Source organism: Photorhabdus kayaii (genome assembly GCF_025384895.1).
In the GTDB taxonomy this organism is placed as follows: Bacteria; Pseudomonadota; Gammaproteobacteria; order Enterobacterales; family Enterobacteriaceae; genus Photorhabdus; species Photorhabdus kayaii.
In genome coordinates this window covers 1-21,417 of record NZ_JAJAFZ010000071.1, presented here as the reverse complement: position 1 = coordinate 21,417, position 21,417 = coordinate 1, and the positions used below count along the sequence as shown (strand labels likewise).

Below are 21,417 nucleotides of genomic sequence, written 5' to 3'. Positions count from 1 at the left end.
TGCTGTAATAATTGTATTATAGCGGCTATAATAGAGATATGAAAATAATACGTTAATACGTTAATACGTTAATACGTTAATACGTTAATAATATTTTTGTGCAGTATTGGGTTTTATTATTATTTTAAAATATTGATTATTGAGTGGAAACAATCTTAACATTATTATAAAATGCTTAAATGCTTATTCCATATGGTTCATATAATCTCTGATTGGATATATAACTTGGAGTGCTTTTTGTTTTAAAAGAAGCTTTTACTATTATTTTCTATCTTTAATATAGTTGAAGTTTTAATTTAAATATTATTAACCTTAATTCTATGGTTTTATATCGGACATAAAAAAGAATAAATAAAATTAGCTTAATTTCATCGTATGTATTTAATCATACGAATCGCTGTCCCTAATTGAGTATATTCTTTTCCCAAATATTTAAAGCCAAGGGCAATATAAAACCCTTCTGCTTGCGGATTAGCCAGCACCTGCAATGAGACTTTGCCTTTTATATGAAGATCATTCAATGTGATTTGCACCAATTGCTTGCCAATACCTTGATGCCAAAAGCCCGGTTCAACAAATATTCCATCAAGTTCTGCATTTCCATCAGATAGCGGCAATACAACACAAAATCCCAAGATTACATTAGCTTGTTCCGCAATATAAACATATCCTGCTGTAATATATTCTATCGGCAGTTCTATCATGTGGGGATTTGCTAGTAATAACTCTCTATCTTCTTCCCACATAAGAGACGCACGTAATTGCAGAGCTTCAAGGGCGAGCTGTTCGGTTGTATTGGCTAATCTGATGGCTATTTTCATTGTTTCGCTATCTCTGCGATCTACGCTGTGTATACACGGCATCCAGTGTAAACAGCACTAATGCAGCCCAGATAAAGCCGAAAGTAATCAGACGGTCGGTGCCTATTTGTTCACCATAAACCAAGGTTGCTAGCAAGAACATCAGCGTTGGGCCGACATACTGAAAGAATCCTAGTGTGGATAGGCGCAGGTGAGCTGCGGCTTCCGTGTATAACAGTAATGGCACAGTAGTAATAATGCCCGCGGCAATCAGCAATAAATTGAGAATCGTTGGGTTATTACTTAAATCACTGGTTGGGGTGTTGGCAAAACCAAATAGGTAAATGGCGGCAACCGGTAGTAACCACAGTGTTTCAATCGTCATGCCTGTTTGAGCATCAACGTTCATCTTCTTACGCAGCAGGGCATACAGGGCAAAAGTGACAGCCAAACTTAATCCAATGACCGGTATAGAACCAAATTGCCATAGCTGGATTAATACGCCGGTGAAGGCCAGAATAACCGCAGCCCATTGCGTACCGCGGAAACGCTCACTGAGAAACAACATGCCGAACAAAACGTTAACTAATGGGCTAATGAAATAACCTAAGCTGGCTTCCAGCATATGGCCGTGGTTCACCGCCCAGATATAAATCAGCCAGTTACAGGCAACCACGGTTGCTGTCACGGCCAGAAATAATACTTTTTTAGGTTGACGGAAAATTTTGGCTACCTGTGACCAGTGACGAGTTAATGTTAACAGTAGCAACATAAAGAAAAATGACCAAATAATACGATGGGTCAGAATTTCGTCAGCAGGTACTTGCTGGATATGTTTAAAATAAATTGGTGCGATTCCCCAGATAAAACAGGCACCGAAGGCGTACAATACTCCTTTGGTAGTTTGTGGCTTGTTCATATTGTCCTGATGTTAATAAAGGTGGAAAGAGTGTCATGGGTTTTTAGCCCGTTAACGTGAAAATAATATGTCACCGGGCTGAATATTACGCAAGCGATTAAAATGATATTGTCATCCTACCAAATAGGTCGCCGTTACACTGGCGATATGGGCTCTCTGCTCATTATGTAGTTCTGCTCTGGCAACAGAAACTTTGTTACCATTGCGGATAATGCTACTGGTGGCAGTAAATAATTCACCACGACCGGGGCGTAGATAATCCACCCGCAAATCAATCGTTCCCATTATTGATAATCGTTTTTCTAATTCTTCTAATGATGCAGGCACTAGACGGGTCAAGGCGTTACCGATACAGACCAATCCACCACATACGTCAAGCACTGAGGCAATGACTCCACCATGCAAAATTTTTTGTGCGATATTACCTACTAATTTACTTTGGTTACGGAATTGTATTTCTACGTAATCTTGTTCAAATCGAATTAGTTCAAGTTCTAATAATTGGTTAAAAGGCATATCGTGAACAAAAGTATGACCAATCACTTGCCGGGCTTCTTCCAGGGTTAATAGCGTTGTAGACATTTAATTTTATTCCTAAATAAAGATATATGTTTCCAATATGACTCTATATAGTTAATGACTTGTTAATATTATGCTTTTATTGCTAATCTTGCCAGCTTTAAGGAATGTCTGGCAATAATCTGAATATATACCCTATGGATTTCAAGATGGATCGCGACGGCAAGGGAGTGAATCCCCGGGAGCATAGATAACTATGTGACCGGGGTGAGCGAGTGCAGCCAACAAAGAGGCAACTTGAAAGATGACGGGTATAACATAATTGAATACAACTATAGGTAAGTTGAAACGGAAAATAATATCGGTGCTGAAATTTAATCCACTGAAATTACGTGTATAGGTAAATTATGTAAATAAAGAAGGCAGTACTGTAGCAGCACCGCCTTAATAGAGTAGTGAGCATGTTACTGATGAAACACCATTCTCCATGCCCATGGATAGTGCTATTTTACGAATGACCAAATTTGGCAATTGGGTTAATCAAGTTATCAGCAAACTGTAAACTTTGAGCCGGATCAGCTAAATCAAGCATCTGGCGGTTATTCGCTATTTGCAGGCGGTTTAGACAGCAGCGTTTAATCTCTGGTGTAAACAGATCGTAACGTACAAATTGCTCACTCAATTCAGGATGGTTGTGCTGATAGCTTAAAATACAATCTGCTACGGCCTGCCAGAAAAGATCCTGTGAATAGTCACCCTGTTCATCCAGTATTGCAGCCAGATAGCGGAATATACCGTCAAACACATCAGATAAGATAGTGAGTGTTTTCATATCTTCCGGCATGTCTACTTTGACTCGACTCGCTTTTTCCGGTAAATCGGCGTCGGGATTCATGACCAGAATCTCTTCCGCTAAATCTTTCATGAAGATGTGCTGTGGAACATGGTTTTCCAATACCATGATGATATTTTCGCCGTGTGGCATAAACATCAGATCATAAGCGTACAAACAGTGTAACAGTGGCGCAAGATAACTCTCTAAATAGCGACGTAACCATTCATGAGTAGGTAGGCCGGATGCTGAAATTAATGCAGGCAATAGGGCATTCCCTTGCTGATCACTGTGCAGTAACGCAGCCATAGTCATCACTTGTTGCCCAGGTTCAATGAGTTGCAGTGGGTTTTCTCGCCATAGTGCCGCCATCATTTTTTTATAAGGCGTATCACTACTGATTGCTTGCTCGTAATAGCTGTTTTTGAATCCAACACTGGCGACTTCTCGTAAAATTTTAAAACGATAATGTTGCAAGATGGGATCTTGTGTGACCAGATCGAATAGCCAGTCGTTAATGCCTGGCGTCGTCGCCATATAGTAAGGTGATAAACCGCGCATGAATCCCATATTTAGAATGGACAACGCCATTTTTACATAATATCGCTGAGGATGACTGCGATTGAATAGGGTGCGGATTGACTGTTGTGCCTGATAGATATCGGCACCAATACCAAGGTAGACCAATTTCTGATTAGCAATATCAGGAGCAAACACCGATGTCAGTTTGTTCTGCCATTGCCAGGGGTGAACTGGCATCAGAACGTAATCTTCTGGATTAAGGTTAAGCGCGATCAACCGCTGATCAAATTCAGCCATTGCAGTGGTGCCTAGTTCTTGTTCCAGCAACTGTTGATAATTGAGTTGCTCGATGCAAGCAAAGTGTGCCTTGCTCTTATGTGCGGCCAGCCATACTAAATGCATAGCAGAGGCAGCTTCGGGACTAAAGTTCTGGAAATCACCAATATCAAAACCAATCCGGCCATTGTTGGCGACGAAAGAGGGATGTCCCTCCATCATCTCCCCTTCCAGCGCCTGAAAATCAGTATTCACGAGATCCATTGCACTGATACCGATTCTGTTATGCTTAAAAGCACTGCTATAGAGAGTACTGGTAATTTCTTCCAGATAGGTAGGCATTACGACATCACTGATGCCAAGTTGTTGTTTGAACTCAATAATGAATAGTAAGGAATCGAGTACTTTTTCTTCTCCGTTGGCATTTTTTTGTAGCGAATCGGCATCAATCAGCCAGTGATCCAGTGCCATACGCCGTGCCCGGAAAGTATAGCTGACCAGATGGTTAGCATTATCCAAACGGTAATGGTGATATCCATCATTATCTGCTTTTTCAGTTAACTGTTGAGGCACGAGTAAACATTCATGTGAAAATTCAGAAATCGCTTTACACAAGTGCAGACGATTAACTTTCAGCCAGACCGCCGGTTGCAAGTGTATGGCATTTGTCATCAATGCGCCTGAGTGGGTTGATGTTGTCGCTTGATGTTCCCGCTGTAACGCAATCTGATGTTGTTCTCTGGTGCAAAAGGCTAACTTGGCTGTTTTATTCGGTAATACCAATGCCTTCTGATAAACAAAACCAGCCCGTAGATTAAGTTTGTGAATTTTTTCATTACGTATATCAGGTTCAACCACAATGCGAGCCACAGTAGGATCACTAAAAATAAAGGCCATGATGGTTTGGAAAATTCCCCAGGTGAAATGCCTTATTTTTTCTTGCGGTGGTGCAACCAGAATATGTATTCCCATATCATCTGGGTGTGCCGGATAATATTTTCCAATCAGATCATCTTGTGCACGATAACACTCTAATAGAAAAGTAGGTTGCCCCCGATATATTCCAATAAAGACACTGCCCGGATGGCTTGATTCTAAATTATGATAAAATTCCCGTACTTGTTTCTCAGTATTGTTTTGCATTCCCCAATAATGGGCGTAATCCCGGTTAACCCAGTCAGTTAATATGAGAATATCCTGTTCCAGATCCAGTGGACGTAATGCAAAGGTACCTATTTCAGGCAAGGATTTTTCAAACAGTGTAGGATTAAAAACGGACATTAGCATGCTCCTTCGGTTTCAACGCTGAACTGCTGGAAAGCGATACTTTTCTCAATCGGATAATGTTCAATACCGGTAATTTCATAAATCAGGCAGGAGTTGCGATAACAGGCCATTCCCAGATCCGGCGTGACGAAACCGTGAGTATGTAATTCCACATTCTGTATGAAAATGGTATTGTTCTGATCGATACTGTAATTACGCTGTACACCATAACGTCCTTTCTCATCCCAACGGATAAGGTGATGTATACCTTCAATAAAAGTCGGGATTTGATACTGATAGCCGGTAGCCAGAACAACTCCTTCGGTGTCCAGAGAAAATGGTTGCTCCTGTTCGTGTTGGAATAACGCCAATGTTAGGTCGCGGCCATTTTGGGCATGGCTAACTTGTTGTAATTCACTATTGGTATATAAATTGACGTTTAACTTGCCATTTAACCTTTTGGTGTACATTAAATCGAAAATATCATTGATTAATGAACTATTGATACCTTTATAAAGCTGCTTGTGGGACAAATTTAATGCATCACGCTTTTCGCCCGGGAGACTATAGAAATAATCTACATATTCTGGTGACGTCATTTCTAGTGTCAGCTTGGTATATTCCAGCGGGAAAAAACGTGGCGAGCGGGTAAGCCAATTAAGTTGATAATCGAATTTATCAATATCACTGAGCAAATCGTAGAAAATCTCAGCGGCACTTTGTCCACTACCCAGAACAGTAATAGATTGCTTTTGTTGTAAAGCTTCTTTGTTCTTCAAGTAATCACCAGATGTCACCATCTGATTAGAGAAGGGTTGGCAACACTTTGGAATATAAGGTGCAGGTCCGGTACCCAATACCAATTTTTTACAAACAAATTGGTGTTGTTGCCCAGTTAACGTATCTGAACAATGTAATGTATATAGCGAGGTATGTTCATTATAACTAATGCTGTCAACGCGTGTGTTAAAGCGTAGATTAGATAACTGTTCTGCCGCCCACTGACAATATTGGTTGTATTCCTTACGCATCAGGAAAAAACTTTCCCGGATATAAAAAGAGTATATTCTCCCTTTTTGCTTGATGTAATTAAGGAAGCTAAGTGGATGAGTGGGTGATGCCAGAGTCACCAGATCTGACATAAAAGGGGTTTGCATGGTGGAATTTTCTAGCATCATTCCCGGATGCCAATCAAAGCCCGGTTTTTGATCAATGAACAGGCTATGAACATCTTTTAATGGCTGAGTTAAACATGCTAGTCCGAGATTAAAAGGACCTATTCCAATGGCGATAAAATCATAAGGGCGAGTTGTCATAAAAATTTCTCCTGGTAATAAACAGTATTAATCTCATTAATTGTTATTATGGGTTGCCAGAAAATCGTTTCCGTGCATTACGATGTTATGCACAATTTCTTGTAGATGTTGTTGGCTCGTTGCTGGATTAAGGAAAGTAAATTTTAAATATTGTCTGCCATTGACTTTGGTACCTGCAATAACGGTATTACCTTCACGGAATAGTGCCTTACGAATGGCTGCATTGATGGCATCAATATCTGCATCAGGTAATTTTTGTTTAGGAATAAAACGGAAAACCAAAGTACTTAATTCTGGATAATGAATAAGTTCAAAATAGGGATTCTGTGCCATTAATCGATAGGCATCCTGAGCAGTATCGACCACTTTATCAAAAGCTTGTCCGAGTCGTTTTGCACCCATAATTCGTAATGTCAGCCACATTTTCAATGCATCAAAACGACGCGTTGTCTGGATACTTTTATTGACCAGATTAGGTGTACCCTCTTGTGAGGCACTGAGTGGATTTAAATATTCGGCATGATAAGTCAAATGGGATAAATGCTGCTTATTTTTGACGAAGAAAGCACTACAACTAACGGGTTGGAAGAATGACTTATGGTAATCCACAGTGACAGAATCTGCCAAATTAATGCCTTCCAGTAGATGAGCGCGGCGAGGCGAAACCAGTAAACCGCATCCGTATGCCGCATCCACATGTAGCCAGATACTATACTGTTTAGCGATAGCCGCGATAGGATGAAGTGGGTCAATACTGCCGAAATCTGTGGTACCTGTCGTAGCAACAATGGCAAAAGGAATGTTGCCCTGTTCGATGCATTGGTTAATGCTTTGTTCCAATGATTGAGGGTCCATGCGGAACTCACTGTCATGAGGAACAGAGATAACGGCGTTATATCCCAAACCAAGGATAGCAGCGGCTTTTTGTGTACTGAAGTGGCTGACTGTCGAGGTAAAAATACGCAGTTTATGGAAATCTGTCGGCAGACCATGTAACTGATTTTTATGTTCAGGATCGCGCTGGTGACAAAAGTGGTCCCGCGCAAGTAGTATTGCCATCAGATTTGATTGGGTACCGCCACTAGTAAAGATACCATCGGCATTTGTGCCCAATGCCATTTTATCTCGTGTCCAGTCGAGAACTTTTTGCTCTATTAGTGTCCCGCCAGCGCTTTGATCCCAGGTATCCAATGAAGAATTAATCGCGCCAATAATGGTTTCAGCCAGAACAGCGGGTAATACCAGTGGACAGTTAAGATGAGCAACATATTTTGGATGATGAAAATAAACAGCATCTTTAAGATAAAGTTGCTGTAGCTCATCTAAGGCCTGGTTTAACGAGGTCAGAGGAAGATCTAAATTCACTTTAGAAAATAGCGGGGATAGTTCATGGGGTAATATCCCACTGAAAGGTCTATCTACCCGCTGTAGTATTTTCTTTATTCTGGTAATGACATTATAGGCGTCATCAAGATAGTCTCCAGCACTATGCATATTTAAGAAATATCTGGAAAAATCTTTTTCCGTTATATGACTATCTTCCGTGAGTGGATGGTTTAATAGCAGAGCATCTCCGTACATTATATGTCCTTGTTATTTCATATATAGGTTGTAATTTGGTTATTTCCCAACATAATTGATTTTATTATGTGTAATATTGGGTTAGAGTAAATGACTGTTGAATAATAGCGCGATTAAATCATAATAATCTCTTTCTACCTAAGCAGATAAAAATTAAAAGTTATAGAATAGAATGTTAATGTTTGTTTTCTACTTTGGATTCCAAAGGGCAATCATGGCAATTATCGACGCCAGGTAGTTTATTTCTCTGGCAACAACTGCGACGCTGCATATTGTTATGCCGTAAAATAACAGTACGGTAAAGGGGGTTATCTCTACCATCAGGTAATTGTGGTTCCATAAAAAGACCATTTATAATTTCTTGATATAACTTGCTATTTATTCTTGTGCTGAATTCTACAAGATACCAATACATAAGATAACCAATATTATTCCACAGGAGACGTCTATTTATCCCTTGATATGATTCAATCTTTTCGCATACGGGAATAATATGGCGATCCAAGAGAGAATAGTGGCGATGGAGTAATGATGAAGGTGCCTCATTCAGCCAGGTCAAATTATAGTAAAAAATATCTGGCCTGCCGCTATCATGGAATTCAACCTGAAAAAGATTGTAATGGGTATCCACTGCTTGTGGATATTCCAGCAACATTAACATCATTGGGGGAATAACTAAACCAAAATACCATTGTGTCCATAAGGAATATAGGGCTTTCTGGCTAGGTTTTATATCGTTGTCACCGTAATATTCATCTTGATAGCGCTGAATTAATACTGGAAATTTCCTTGTGTCTGACCACTGAGGGAAATTCATGCTGGTAGTAGGGATATTATCTGCATTTATTTTCATGGTGGCAGAAAAATGGCTAAACGTTTGTTCAAATAACTGAATGATATCTTCAATTACCACTGTGGTTAAAGGTGTAATTGAATGCTTTGTCTCTGACACCACCAACTCCCTGCTTACATGTCCATACCACCTGATTGTAGTATCTTACATATGACTAATCATTGTAAATATAATTATGATAATTATTATCATTACCATTGTCATTATCAAGTAGTAAATCTTTTGGGTGCCTATATTGCTTGTTAATACGGCAAAATCATAGGCAGCTCATTTCCCGTTCAGATAGGATTGTATCTTGGGATAATCAAAGGCTTACCAGATTCTGGATCGCAAATAATACGGCAGGCTAGACCAAACACATCAGCGATACTCTGCTCATTGATAATCTCTTCTGGCATACCTTCGGCGTAAATTTTGCCATTTTTCATCATGATTAAATGTGAGGCGTAACGTAGTGCCAGGTTAATATCGTGTAGTACCAGCACCAACGTTTTTCCCTGTAAATGTAAACGTTGGCAAAGATCGAGCATTTCAATCTGATGGGTGATGTCCAGATAAGTGGTTGGTTCATCTAACAGTACAATGGGTGTTTGTTGTGCCAATGTCATAGCAAACCAAGTGCGTTGGCGCTGACCACCGGAAAGCTCATTCACTAACCGTTGCGACATCTCCTGGAGTTCGACCGCATGTAAAGCGTCGTTAACTGCTCGCTCATCTTCTGCTGACCACTGTCGTAAAAAGGATTGATGAGCGTAACGTCCACGTGAAACCAAATCGTATACGGTCAACGCTTCGGTGATGATTGCCCCTTGTGTTAGCAGAGATAGCTCACGTGCTACCGTTTTTGGTTTGTAATGTTGAATATTGTTCCCATCAAGCAGGATTTCACCGTGCTGTGGAGTTATACCTCGGCTAATGGCGCGTAGTAGTGTCGATTTTCCACAACCATTTGGGCCAATGATGACGCTGAATTCACCATCACGAATAGAAATATCCAGACACTCAACAATCGTTTTCTTGCCGTATGCTAGCGAAAGCGCTTGGGCTGTTAGTCGTGAGGTGGTGGTTGAGGAATTCATATCGAATGACATGACTTTGTTCTCCTTAATTCAGCGTACAGCAAATACATCAAATAGACACCGCCTACCCCTGCGGTGATAACTCCTATTGGCAGACGTGCCGAAGTAGGAAGTAGCAAAGTCATTAAATCGGAAGCGAGCAGTAGTAATGCTCCCACCAGTGCTGAGCAGGACAGCGCGGTGCCTTTGGCCCGTACCAAGCGGCGGGCGATTTGTGGAGCAGAAAGTGCGATAAAAGCCACTGGCCCGACAACCAATACCGCCATTGAGGCTAGTATGACCGCCAGTGACAAACTCATAAGCTGAATGATACGTACTGGCACACCGAGCGTATTAGCAACTTCATAGCCCAGATTAACGTAGTTCAATTGCCGTCCTAGCCAGAGTAGAGGCGGAACAAACAGTATTATCGTTCCATAAATTAACTCAACATCTTGCCAGCGCCGGTTGGCGAGGCTACCGTGCAGCAGCGAAGCAAGTTGTTGCGCCTGCTCAAGGCGCACATTCGATATAGCAAAATTAACAAATGCCATGCAAAGGGCGGCGATAGCAATTCCAGAGATGACAATCCTGGTTGTCTGCATTTGCCCGGAGCCGCTAATGTTTCCTGCGTATACCAGTAGTACTGCAAAGCTGGCTCCTAGCAGTGCACCTAAAGCAACGGGGAGAACTCCAGGCCAGATGATCAGTGTGGTGACGATCCCTGCGGCAGCACCGGCATTCACGCCGATAATATCGGGGCTACCGAGTGCGTTACGGGTTGTTAGTTGAAAAAGTGAACCTGAGAGTGCCAGTGTTGCGCCCGCCCCGATAGCCACTAATGCGCGGGGTAAACGTAGCTGTGTGAGAATAAATTCCTGATAAGGAGTTGAAGTTGCTAGCCAGGGATTATCGATACCTTGCTTACCCAATACTAGAGAGAGATAAAACAGCACTGCGAGCAGTAACAACATCAATAAGATGGCTCTTCGGGTCTGTTGTGGAGGTACAACAAAAACAGCAGTTCCTAACATGAAGGTTCGAATTTTTGCCGGTCTGGATAGGTTAATCTGCGACATAATTAACTCCACGATAGGTTTTAATAACCAGATAGAGCAATGGTCCACCGATTCCTGCGGTGATAATTCCCACCATGATCTCTCCGGGTGCTATCACCAACCGCGCCAGGATATCGGAAGTGAGCAACAGGCAAGGCCCGGCGAATAGGCAATAGGGTAGTAGCCAGCGGAAATCGCTGCCAACTAAAGCCCGCATCAAGTGGGGGGCAGCCAAGCCAATAAAGGCAATGGGGCCTGCCATAGCGGTAGCCACTGCCGCCAGCATAGTAGCAGTAATAAGCGACAACACGCGGGTGCGGGCAACATTGGCGCCAAGTGAACTGGCGATGCCTTCACCAAACACCATCACATTCAGGGAAGCGCCGAGTGAAAGAGTCAATATCAAGGCGAATAGTAGATAGGGTATCAGTGAACTCGCTTCCGCCAGAGACATTGCGCTAAGCGATCCAATAGTCCAGAAGCGGTAACTATCCAGTACATGCGCATTCATTAATACGAAACCTTGCACAAAAGCAAATAGACAGGCGTTAATGGCAGCACCAGTCAATACCATGCGTGCTGGATTGCTATTACGTTGTCCTCCACTGAGCAGGTAGAACAGCAATGTAGCTAGACTTGCGCCAATAAATGCTGTCCAGAAGCGTGGAAGTTCATTCAGTATGGGTATGAAAGAGAAACTGACGACCACCGTAGCAGCACCGGCGTTAACGCCCAGTAAGCCCGGTTCGGCGAGTGGATTACGCAGCAATCCCTGTGTTACGGCACCGGAAAGCGCCAGTGCTGCACCGGCCATGATGCCAATTAACGTACGTGGTTTGCGGGCATTGATGACCAGATCGCTATAGCTACCACTGTCACTTAACCAATAGTGATGCCATATGGTTGATAGTGGTAACATTTTTGCGCCCAGACTCAGGCTGGCAATAATACAAATGAAGGTCAGCAGTATCATGAGACCCAAGCCAAGTAGCAGTAGGGATCGGCGTTTAGGATTTGTCATGATGATTTAATTGCCTCTGCCAGCACTGGCATAAATTGTGATAAACCCCAGCGTAAGCTGAGCGGTGTACCGTAAGACATAGCAACGACCAATGATTGGTCAGTTAGCGGGATATAACCTCCCTGATGTACAGCTCGGATGGATTGAAATAACGGCTGTGCCTCCACTGCTTTACGTTCTTGTTCATTATTGAACCAAGTCACTAAGATATCAGCGCCATTAAGATAATCCGCATTTTCCAGTCCAATATTGGCGGCGAAACTGCCGAAGGGATCGGCCAGTGTGCTGACCGATGGCAGTAGCGTTAAACCAAGATGGACTAAGGTATCGACGCGTGGATCGCCTTTGACGTATACCGATAGCATGTTACTGCTGATACCCGCTTTGATATAGGCGAAAGTGTAGCCACTGATATGCGGGATGGTATTACCTGATTCGCGCAATATGGCATCCAGTTCAGTAGCGAGTTGCTCCCCTTGCGGCTGTTTATCTAGCGCACGAGCAATTAATTCAATCTGCTGTTGTGGTGTCGTGAGCCAAGGGGCAGATGGATAAGCGATCACTGGGGCGAAATATGATAAATGGTCATAAATTTCTTGGGTGATGCCTGATTGGGTTGCCACAATCAGATCCGGCTTAAGACTAATTACCTTCTCAATGTCTAATTCGGGGTACATATCTATCACAGTTGGCAAAGTCTCGCCACGCTGCTGTATCGCTTGTTTAAACCACGGCAGATAGCCCTGTTCATCCCCGCCCCAACGGTGGGATTCGATACCGACAGGAACGATGCCAAGATCCAGTACGATATCTTCCGCTCCTGCACCCAAGACAACAACACGTTGGGGGTGATGTGGAATCACCGCTGTACCCAATGCGGTAGTTATTTCTTTAGGATAACCGGGCTTGTCTGACGATATATTGTCTGTTCTGGCTGGCTTATCACAGCCAGCCAGCAGACTGACCAACAGCACCAATACGGCAAACCTTTTGTAACGCTTCAATTTCATTATTTTGTTTTCCTTCAAATAAATAGAAACATAAGGTTTGCCGTCCGCAGTGTCATTATGACTTTAAACTCAGAACTTATAACGCAAGATCGCTTCAATGTTGCGAGGTGCGCCAAAGTAATACTGAGAATATTGGCCGAACTGGGTGTAGTAGGTCTTATCAAAGACGTTATTCAGGTTAACCGTCAAAGAGAGATCCGGTGTGAATTGATAACGGCTCATCAGGTTAACCACCGCGAAACTGTCTTGCTTCGCTTGCATTGATGTTTTCCCCGGCCCATCAACTGTTAACCAGGTTTTATCCTGCCAGTTAACACCACCACCGATGGTCAGATTGCTCATCGCACCTGGCAGGGTGTAGGTGGTAAACAGTTTAAACAGCCTGTTTGGCGTATTGGAATTGATTCGCACACCATTAGGATCTACTGCTCGGAATTGTGTGTAACCAGTATAAAGACGCCAATTATCCGTCAGTTGACCACTGATTTCTGCTTCAAACCCGCGAGTTTTGGTGCCATCCACGGTATAACGAGGAATGGAGAGATCCGGTAGTCTCGGTGCATTGTTATCTACTAATGGCAGGTTATCTTGACGGATTTCAAAGACTGCCAGTGAGTAATCAAGACTGTTATCGAAGGCAACACCTTTTAGGCCCACTTCATAGTTTTGTCCAGACACTGGGGCAAGCAATTTATTATTGCGGTCACGGTGGCTTTCCGGGTTGAATATTCCGGTGTAACTGGTGTAAACCGACAAGTCTTGAGTAATGTTGTAGATCAGTCCACCGTAAGGAACAAATTCGTCACTATAGCTGGCATTTTGTGGAGTATTGAAATTATCACCGCGTGTTTGCCAACTGGTTACTCGACCACCAAGGATCAAGGTCAATGGATCTGCCAGAGAAATCTGAGTGGCTGCATAACCTGCGGTCTGTTCATTACGCCCTTTTGAGCCATAAGTTCGCGTATTACTCCACTCTGGTTCAGGATATTGCCAGCCAGGAGAGGTGAAGTCACCCAGTCCGGTGCAGTTGCGCTTGAGCATACAGGTTGCGTTGAAGTAATCGTTCTGGAAATCCTGTTGCTGATGATTTAAACCGAAGCTGACATGATGAGTACGGTTGAACAACCGGTAGTCACCGTTCACTTGTAGATCGTAGTTTTTCTGGCGGCGACTGCCATCAATGAGTGTCATGTTACCTGGCACCATACCAATATTGGTGCTACGGTTAGGAAAACTTGTTGCCCACAGGACTTTTTGGTCCAGAGCGTTATTATCATAAGTAAAGGTGCCTTTTACACTCCAGCCGTTGTCAAAGTTATGTTGCAGGCTGGTAAAGGTAGAGAAGGTCCGAACTTTTGAAAAAGCCCAATCAGGTGCGTAGCTGTCGCTGCGTTTATAGTCTGTTTTGCTGCCGTCTGCAAAGTAGATCGGCAAACCACCAAACATACCGCCGCGGGTGTGGTTACGTTGATAATCAACGCCTATAGTCAGCAAGGTATTTTCTGTCAAATCTGCTTCAAGAACGCCATAGAACGGGTATCTTTCGTTGTTATTGCGATCAATAAAAGAGTTGGCCGCTTGATAGGCTGTAACGAAACGCCCGCGTAGGTTGCCACTGTCATTTAACGGGCCAGAGAGATCAAGGCCAGTGCGCCATTTATCCCAAGAACCCACGCCGGCAGAGAGTTCGCCACGGAAATCACGGGTCGGACGTTTACGAATCAGGTTAACGGCTGCCGAAGGATTGCCTGGACCAACCATCAAACCGGCTGCTCCACGTACCACTTCGATACGATCAAACAGGTCAGCATCCAGAAGATTGTCGCCATAGTTAAAGCGGGTGTCGTAGTAGGTCGCAACCCCATCACGCAGGATGTTATTGATGGACATGCCACGAGAAGTAAACCCAAAACGATCACTATCAAACTGGCGTACGCTCATACCGGTTGTGCTATCGATGACGCGATTAACACTGTCCAGATTTTCGTCAAGCATACGTTGTTTGGTCACGACACTGACGGTCTGTGGCGTTTCACGCGCCGAGAGGTTTAAACCGGTGGCGGTGACCATCGACGTGGTATTGTACATCCCGGTGTCTTCGGTCACACCTTCATGTTCTGCTCGTGAAGCGGTGACGAGTATCTTGTCATTTTGGGCAGTGGTTTTATCGCTTGTGCTCTGTGCACTTTCCGCGACTGCGTAGCTATTTCCCATCAATACTAACTGTATCGTCATTGCAAGAGTTGTTTTTTTAATCATGGAATCCTTTCGCAAAAACGGATACATCACTTTCTTATTATTCATTACATCCCCAGGGTATATCTATGTTGATATTTTTATTTATTGCTGCTCGGCCTGATGAAGAGTAACCGAGTATTCATGGCGTAAAGCGTATAGTGGATTCACTAAAGTTCCGGCGAATTTGAGATTCTTTTCACGGTCGTCAAGATCGATCATCTGTTGATTATTCGCCATTTGCAGACGATTCAGGCAAGTACGAACAAATTCCTGCTTAAACAGATCGAACTTACGGAATTTCTCAATCTGATGCAGATGTTGTGACTGATAATTATGGACACAGCGTGCAACCAGTAACCAGAAACGCTCTTCGGGTAGATTAAGATCTTTTTGCAACAGCGGAATCAGGTAGCGGAAGAAACAATCGAAAATATCAAGGAAGATGTAGTTAATTTTCATGTCGTCTTCGATAGTGACATGCAGGAAATTAATCTCTTCAGGCAGTTGAAGATCACCATTCAAAATAGCAACTTCTTCACCAATATCTTTCATCAACATTTTTGTCGGGCTGTTATTATCCAATACCAACATCAGGTTTTCGCCGTGTGGCATAAATACCAGATCATAGGTGAAGAAAGAGCGCAGTAATGGCGAGAGGTAAGCATCGAGATAACGTGACACCCACTCTTCTGCATTTAAACCAGAACACTTTACCAAAGCTGCCACGACGGAATGACCTTGATAATCGACATGCAGCAACGAAGCCATTGTCATCAAGCGCTGGTTATCCTGCAACATCGTCATTGGGCTTTCACGCCACAGTGCTGACAACATTTTCTTATGGGGGCTGTCCTTCTTAATGGCTGATTCAAAGTAGTTATTGAAATAACCGAGAGCAGCACGTTCCCGTAATACGGTAAACCCCTTTTGTTGGAAGAAACTGTCATTATGGACTAAGTTACTGAGCCATTCGTTGACTGATGGGGTTGTGACCATGCTGTGTGGATCGAGCCCACGCATAAAGCCCATGTTCAACACGGAGAGGGCGGTCTTAACGTAGTTCTTCTTCGGTTGAGTAATATTGAAGAAAGTACGGATAGATTGCTGTGCGAGGTAGCGATCATGGCCTTCTCCAAGATAAACAATATGATTATTGGCAATATCTGCCGCAAAGCTGATAGCAATACGGTGTTGCCATTGCCAGGGATGGAGAGGCATCAAATAATAATCTGATGGACATAATCCCAACATATTAAGATGGCGTTCAAATTGGGCTGGCAGGTATTTCCCTAGCTCTTCTTCTATTAATTGTTGGTATGAAAGATCGGATAATGCCGAGAAAATAGCTTTATTCTTATGTACCGCAATCCAGATTAAAGTCACGGGGCTGGCGCTTTCAGGTGCATAACGCTGATAATCATCGGCATCGAAACCAATTCGGCCATTATTGGCAATAAAGACTGGATGGCCTTCACTCATTGTCGTTTCAACGACTTGATAATCGGCATAAGCTAAATCTTGGGCTGTAAGTCGGTTGTACTGATATTTAAAAGCGTGACCGTAGAGCGTACTGGATATCTCGTCGAGATAAATCGGCAGCATTTTTTCCGGGATTTCCAACAGCGGATGCAACTCAATAATCAGTTGAATAGCATCAAGTGGCTGAGATTGATTATCCCTGAATTTGGTTACGGAAGCGGTATCAATATCAATATGATCGAGCTGATAAGTTTCCGCTTGAAAATGGTATTGGTAGCCACCTATTGTCAGAGAATACTGCTGCTGTCCATGGTAGGTAGGATTAATTAATTTTTCGTGATATAGCTCACGTAATATTTTTGTCACCAGATGGCGATTGGCATAGAGCCAGTTCTCTGCGTTGAGGTGCAGAGTGTGATTATCGGAGTTAATATGCAGTGAACTCATGGTGATAACAATCCCTATTCATAATCAAAAATCATATCCAACATAGTCGTTGTACACTGGAAACAAATCGGTACGCTTAATTCTGAAATTTTCGAATATAAGTCTCTTTTTTCCAGGTATTCATTCCGGTTCCCTTAGACAGGTAACTTTTGGGGTATTCAATTTTGATAACATTAATACAAATTATTATCATTAACAACTGTGTAAGTGTAGGGATTTGCTCTAGTTTTGTTTAAATAGCAGGCAAAAATGGGACGTTATGGTGCTGCATTGGGATGAGTAAGGTGAATTGGGAGAGAATTTTTGATCGGCTATAACCTTTGAGTAAACCTGCTTTTGTATTGAGATGATGTTCAATGACATGCTGTAATTATTTCGAGAGTGAGATAGCATAATGCCCAGGCGTTTTGCATAGCGTCTGTGATTTTTTAATATTGAGGAAAAGCGTGTCTACCGCAGAGGTCATTAATACGATATCACTGACAGAGCAGGTATTGCGGGAAACCTTTGGTTATCTGCAATTCCGGCCTGGCCAGCAACAAGTTATCAATACCATTCTTGAAGGGCGTGATTGTTTAGTCATTATGCCGACTGGTGGCGGTAAATCATTGTGTTACCAAATTCCGGCGCTGGTACAGGAAGGGGTCACTTTGGTTGTTTCGCCGTTGATCTCTTTAATGAAAGATCAGGTGGATCAACTGCGGGCAAATGGTGTTGCGGCGGATTGCTTGAATTCAACCCAGGTCCGCGAACAGCAGATTGATGTGATCCGGCGTTGCCGTCAGGGCATGATTAAATTGCTGTATATCGCCCCTGAGCGTTTGATGATGGATAACTTCCTTGAGCAACTTCTGGAATGGCAACCTGCAATGCTGGCTGTGGATGAAGCTCACTGTATTTCACAGTGGGGCCATGATTTCCGACCGGAATATCGGGCGTTGGGGCAGCTCAGGCAACGCTTTCCGGCATTACCTGTCATTGCGTTGACGGCCACCGCGGATGAAACGACTCGCAATGATATTGTCCGACTACTGAATCTTAATGATCCACTTATCCATATCAGCAGTTTTGACCGGCCCAATATTCGTTACACCTTGATAGAAAAATACAAGCCATTAGATCAACTGTGGCTATTTATTCGCGGTCAGAAAGGTAAAAGTGGCATTGTGTACTGCAACAGCCGCAGCAAAGTTGAAGAGATATCAGAGCGTTTACAAAAACGTGGCTTGAGTGTTGCTCCATACCATGCCGGGTTGGATAATAGCCAGCGTGCGCGGGTGCAGGATGCATTTCAGCGTGATGATTTGCAGGTTGTAGTGGCAACCGTGGCATTTGGTATGGGAATTAATAAACCCAATGTTCGGTTTGTGGTTCATTTTAATATTCCACGTAATATCGAATCCTATTATCAGGAGACCGGGCGTGCCGGGCGTGATGGTCTGCCGGCGGAAGCGGTGCTGTTTTATGATCCCGCGGATATGGTATGGCTTCGCCGCTGTCTGGAAGAGAAAGAGGTGGGTACACAGCAGGATATTGAGCGGCATAAGCTCAATGCAATGGGGGCTTTTGCCGAAGCGCAAACTTGCCGCCGTCTGGTGTTATTGAACTATTTTGGTGAAAGCAAACAAACCCCTTGCGGTAACTGTGATATCTGTCTTGATCCACCAAAAAATTATGATGGCTTGGTGGATGCCCAAAAAGCGCTTTCTTGTATTTACCGGGTTGGGCAGCGCTTTGGTATTGGCTATATTGTTGAAGTGCTTAGAGGCGCGAATAATCAGCGTATCCGTGATATGAGACATGATCATTTGCCGGTTTATGGTATTGGTAAAGATCAAAGTCAGGAACATTGGGTGAGTGTATTGCGGCAGCTTATTCATTTAGGCTTTATCAGTCAAAACATTGCCAATTATTCTGCATTACAATTAACAGAAGCGGCACGCCCAATATTGCGTGGCGAAGTTTCGCTAAAACTGGCTGTTCCACGAATACAGAATCTGAAAGGGCGTAGTCAGCAAAGTAAATCGTATAGTGGTAATTATGATCGCAAACTATTTGCCAAGCTACGTAAATTACGGAAATCTATTGCTGACGAAGAAAATATCCCTCCTTTTGTTGTATTTAACGATGTCACGCTGATTGAAATGGCAGAGCAATGCCCGGTGACGGAGGATGAAATGTTATTAATCAACGGGGTAGGGCAACGGAAACTTGAACGTTTTGGTAATGTCTTTATGGCCTTAATATGTGAACATCTAGAGGAGTTTGGATAGTCAGAGGGCAATTTATGACGCCAGAAATATTGAAAGAAAGTTGGCTCAATCGTGAGATGCAGTTCTCTGCTTTTGCCAACGGGCCTTTATTAGATTTTTGGCAAGCCAGGGAAGAGTGTGAATTTATCGGTGTCGATAATGTACTGATACGTTATGTCCGTTTTTGTGCAACGGTAAAAAATGATAGAGCGGTTGTTATCTTTCCTGGCCGTAGTGAAAGTTATGTTAAATACTCGGAAGTAGCATTTGATTTTTATCACCTTGGCTACGACATTTTTATTATTGATCATCGTGGGCAGGGGCGATCCAGCAGGATGCTTGCAGATCCACAAAAAGGGCATGTAGAAAAATTTGATGATTATATTGATGACGTTGAAATATTAATAGAAAGAGAAATTCTTCCTCGTCATTATTCTCACTGTTATGCGTTAGCTCATTCAATGGGGGCGGCAATATTAGGGGGATTTTTATTACGTCACGGCCAGGTATTTGATGCAGCCGCCCTTTGTGCTCCTATGTTTGGTATTAACTTTCCTATGCCACGTTGGTTGGCAACTTTCCTGGTAAATCGGGCTGAAAAGCGGCCAGATATGCGCAACCATTATGCGGTACTAACTGGGAAATGGCGTCCGTTGCCTTATTTGATAAACCTTCTGACACACAGTTATGAACGTTATAGCCGTTACCTCCATTATTACGCGGATAATCCGAAATTACGCATAGGTGGCCCAACATATCACTGGATGAGGGAAAGTATCTGGATTGGCGATATGCTGATAGAAAAAGCCGGAGAAATTGAGACACCGCTGATGGTCTTAGAAGCCAGTGAGGATAAAGTCATTAATAATCAGAAAATACGGGCTTTTTGTGAATTACGTAGGAGAGAAAGGACTTTCATTGAAGAGCCGTTACTGTTAATTATTCAGGGGGCGCATCATGAAATCCTATTTGAAAAAGATAAATTACGTAGCCAGGCACTCAACGCCATTTGTGATTTTTTTGACCAGAATTGACTCAATTAAATGATAGGAACGATAACTATGTATCACATTGTTGCTTCAGATTTAGATGGCACTTTGCTGTCTCCTGATCACAAATTAACTTCTTACACCAAGGAAACTCTTAATTTACTGACCAATAAAGGCATTCATTTTATTTTTGCTACTGGTCGTCATCATGTCGATGTTGCGCAAATCCGGGATGTTCTTGGTATTGATGCCTATATGATTACTTCTAATGGCGCACGGGTACACAATGCTATGGGTGAACTGGTTTTCAGTCACAATGTTGATCCTGAGATTGTGCATGACTTGTGTCTAATGGAGTTTGATAACTCTGATATTCTGACGAATTATTATTGCCATGATCACTGGTATATGAACCGTGAATGCCCTGAGCAGAAAGAGTTTTTTCAGGAATCGGTGTTTCATTATCAACTTTTTGAGCGTGACAACTTTAAAACTGATGACGTATGTAAAGTTTATTTTACCTGCCAAGATCATGATCTATTGGTTGCGTTGGAAGAGAAAATCAAAGCGCGTTGGGGTGATAGCGTTAATGTAAGTTTCTCGTTGCGCAATTGTCTGGAAGTTATGGCGGGTGGTGTTTCGAAAGGTCATGCACTTGAGCAGGTAGCCCAAGCTATGGGTTATAAACTGAGTGATTGTATTGCTTTTGGTGATGGCATGAATGACTTTGAAATGCTGACGGTAGCAGGTAAGGGCTGCATTATGCAGGATGCTCACCAGCGCTTGAAAGATATCCTGCCAGAAATGGAAGTGATTGGCTCAAACGCTGATGATGCGGTTTCCCACTATTTGTGCGAAATGTATCAGGTTTAATTTATTATCCATTGTAATTACAGCGCTATTGGCGCTGTCAGATTATTATGGCTTTAGCCAGTTTAAGTAGCGTCAGCTTCTTAAACATAAAACCCCCCGCTATGC

16 protein-coding genes are annotated in these 21,417 nt (G+C 42.9%); 3 read left to right on the top strand and 13 right to left on the bottom strand.

What is annotated here, in order from left to right:
- Positions 1-368: 368 nt before the first annotated feature.
- The 13 genes from LGZ98_RS19815 to LGZ98_RS19755 all read right to left on the bottom strand — a co-directional run bounded on the left by LGZ98_RS19815 (position 369) and on the right by LGZ98_RS19755 (position 17,198).
- Positions 369-821 (bottom strand): GNAT family N-acetyltransferase, encoded by a 453-nt coding sequence (locus LGZ98_RS19815; RefSeq protein ID WP_158536573.1) that lies wholly within the window; start codon positions 819-821, stop codon positions 369-371.
- Positions 822-828: 7 nt separating this feature from the next.
- Positions 829-1,719, bottom strand: coding sequence for an EamA family transporter RarD (gene rarD / locus LGZ98_RS19810; RefSeq protein ID WP_113042916.1), 891 nt, complete (start codon positions 1,717-1,719; stop codon positions 829-831).
- Between the two features lie 111 nt (positions 1,720-1,830).
- The gene (locus tag LGZ98_RS19805) at positions 1,831-2,301 is read right to left on the bottom strand and encodes a thioesterase family protein (protein ID WP_113042917.1); all 471 of its coding nucleotides are present in this window, start codon (positions 2,299-2,301) and stop codon (positions 1,831-1,833) included.
- A gap of 445 nt (positions 2,302-2,746) precedes the next feature.
- Positions 2,747-5,149, bottom strand: coding sequence for a GNAT family N-acetyltransferase (locus LGZ98_RS19800; protein ID WP_113042919.1), 2,403 nt, complete (start codon positions 5,147-5,149; stop codon positions 2,747-2,749).
- Positions 5,149-6,450: a lysine N(6)-hydroxylase/L-ornithine N(5)-oxygenase family protein gene (locus LGZ98_RS19795; RefSeq protein ID WP_113042920.1), complete on the bottom strand. Its 1,302-nt coding sequence runs from the start codon at positions 6,448-6,450 to the stop codon at positions 5,149-5,151. The genes LGZ98_RS19800 and LGZ98_RS19795 overlap by 1 nt, the downstream gene beginning before the upstream one ends.
- 36 nt (positions 6,451-6,486) lie before the next feature.
- The gene (locus LGZ98_RS19790; RefSeq protein WP_113042922.1) at positions 6,487-8,031 is read right to left on the bottom strand and encodes a pyridoxal phosphate-dependent decarboxylase family protein; all 1,545 of its coding nucleotides are present in this window, start codon (positions 8,029-8,031) and stop codon (positions 6,487-6,489) included.
- A 175-nt stretch (positions 8,032-8,206) separates the two neighbouring features.
- Complete coding sequence (gene fhuF / locus LGZ98_RS19785) at positions 8,207-8,983, bottom strand: siderophore-iron reductase FhuF (RefSeq protein WP_229015663.1); 777 nt, start codon at positions 8,981-8,983, stop codon at positions 8,207-8,209.
- A gap of 179 nt (positions 8,984-9,162) precedes the next feature.
- Positions 9,163-9,975 (bottom strand): ABC transporter ATP-binding protein, encoded by an 813-nt coding sequence (locus LGZ98_RS19780; protein ID WP_113042925.1) that lies wholly within the window; start codon positions 9,973-9,975, stop codon positions 9,163-9,165.
- Positions 9,960-11,021, bottom strand: a complete 1,062-nt coding sequence (locus LGZ98_RS19775) for a FecCD family ABC transporter permease (RefSeq protein ID WP_113042927.1) — start codon at positions 11,019-11,021, stop codon at positions 9,960-9,962. The genes LGZ98_RS19780 and LGZ98_RS19775 overlap by 16 nt, the downstream gene beginning before the upstream one ends.
- Positions 11,008-12,021 carry a FecCD family ABC transporter permease gene (locus tag LGZ98_RS19770; protein ID WP_113042928.1) on the bottom strand — a complete coding sequence of 338 codons (1,014 nt, stop codon included), beginning with the start codon at positions 12,019-12,021 and terminating at the stop codon, positions 11,008-11,010. The genes LGZ98_RS19775 and LGZ98_RS19770 overlap by 14 nt, the downstream gene beginning before the upstream one ends.
- Positions 12,018-13,031, bottom strand: a complete 1,014-nt coding sequence (locus LGZ98_RS19765; RefSeq protein ID WP_113042930.1) for an iron-siderophore ABC transporter substrate-binding protein — start codon at positions 13,029-13,031, stop codon at positions 12,018-12,020. The genes LGZ98_RS19770 and LGZ98_RS19765 overlap by 4 nt, the downstream gene beginning before the upstream one ends.
- A gap of 69 nt (positions 13,032-13,100) precedes the next feature.
- Positions 13,101-15,338 (bottom strand): TonB-dependent siderophore receptor, encoded by a 2,238-nt coding sequence (locus LGZ98_RS19760; RefSeq protein ID WP_113042932.1) that lies wholly within the window; start codon positions 15,336-15,338, stop codon positions 13,101-13,103.
- A 36-nt stretch (positions 15,339-15,374) separates the two neighbouring features.
- The gene (locus tag LGZ98_RS19755; RefSeq protein ID WP_113042933.1) at positions 15,375-17,198 is read right to left on the bottom strand and encodes an IucA/IucC family protein; all 1,824 of its coding nucleotides are present in this window, start codon (positions 17,196-17,198) and stop codon (positions 15,375-15,377) included.
- 446 nt (positions 17,199-17,644) lie between these two features.
- Between LGZ98_RS19755 and recQ the strand changes: the two genes are divergently transcribed.
- The 3 genes from recQ to yigL are packed head-to-tail and all read left to right on the top strand — an operon-like array spanning position 17,645 to position 21,312.
- Positions 17,645-19,471 carry an ATP-dependent DNA helicase RecQ gene (gene recQ, locus LGZ98_RS19750; RefSeq protein WP_113042935.1) on the top strand — a complete coding sequence of 609 codons (1,827 nt, stop codon included), beginning with the start codon at positions 17,645-17,647 and terminating at the stop codon, positions 19,469-19,471.
- Positions 19,472-19,485: 14 nt separating this feature from the next.
- A complete protein-coding gene (gene pldB, locus LGZ98_RS19745; protein ID WP_113042936.1) occupies positions 19,486-20,484 on the top strand; it encodes a lysophospholipase L2 in 999 nt (332 codons plus the stop codon).
- Positions 20,485-20,511: 27 nt separating this feature from the next.
- Positions 20,512-21,312, top strand: coding sequence for a sugar/pyridoxal phosphate phosphatase YigL (gene yigL, locus LGZ98_RS19740; protein ID WP_113042938.1), 801 nt, complete (start codon positions 20,512-20,514; stop codon positions 21,310-21,312).
- Positions 21,313-21,417: the final 105 nt, after the last annotated feature.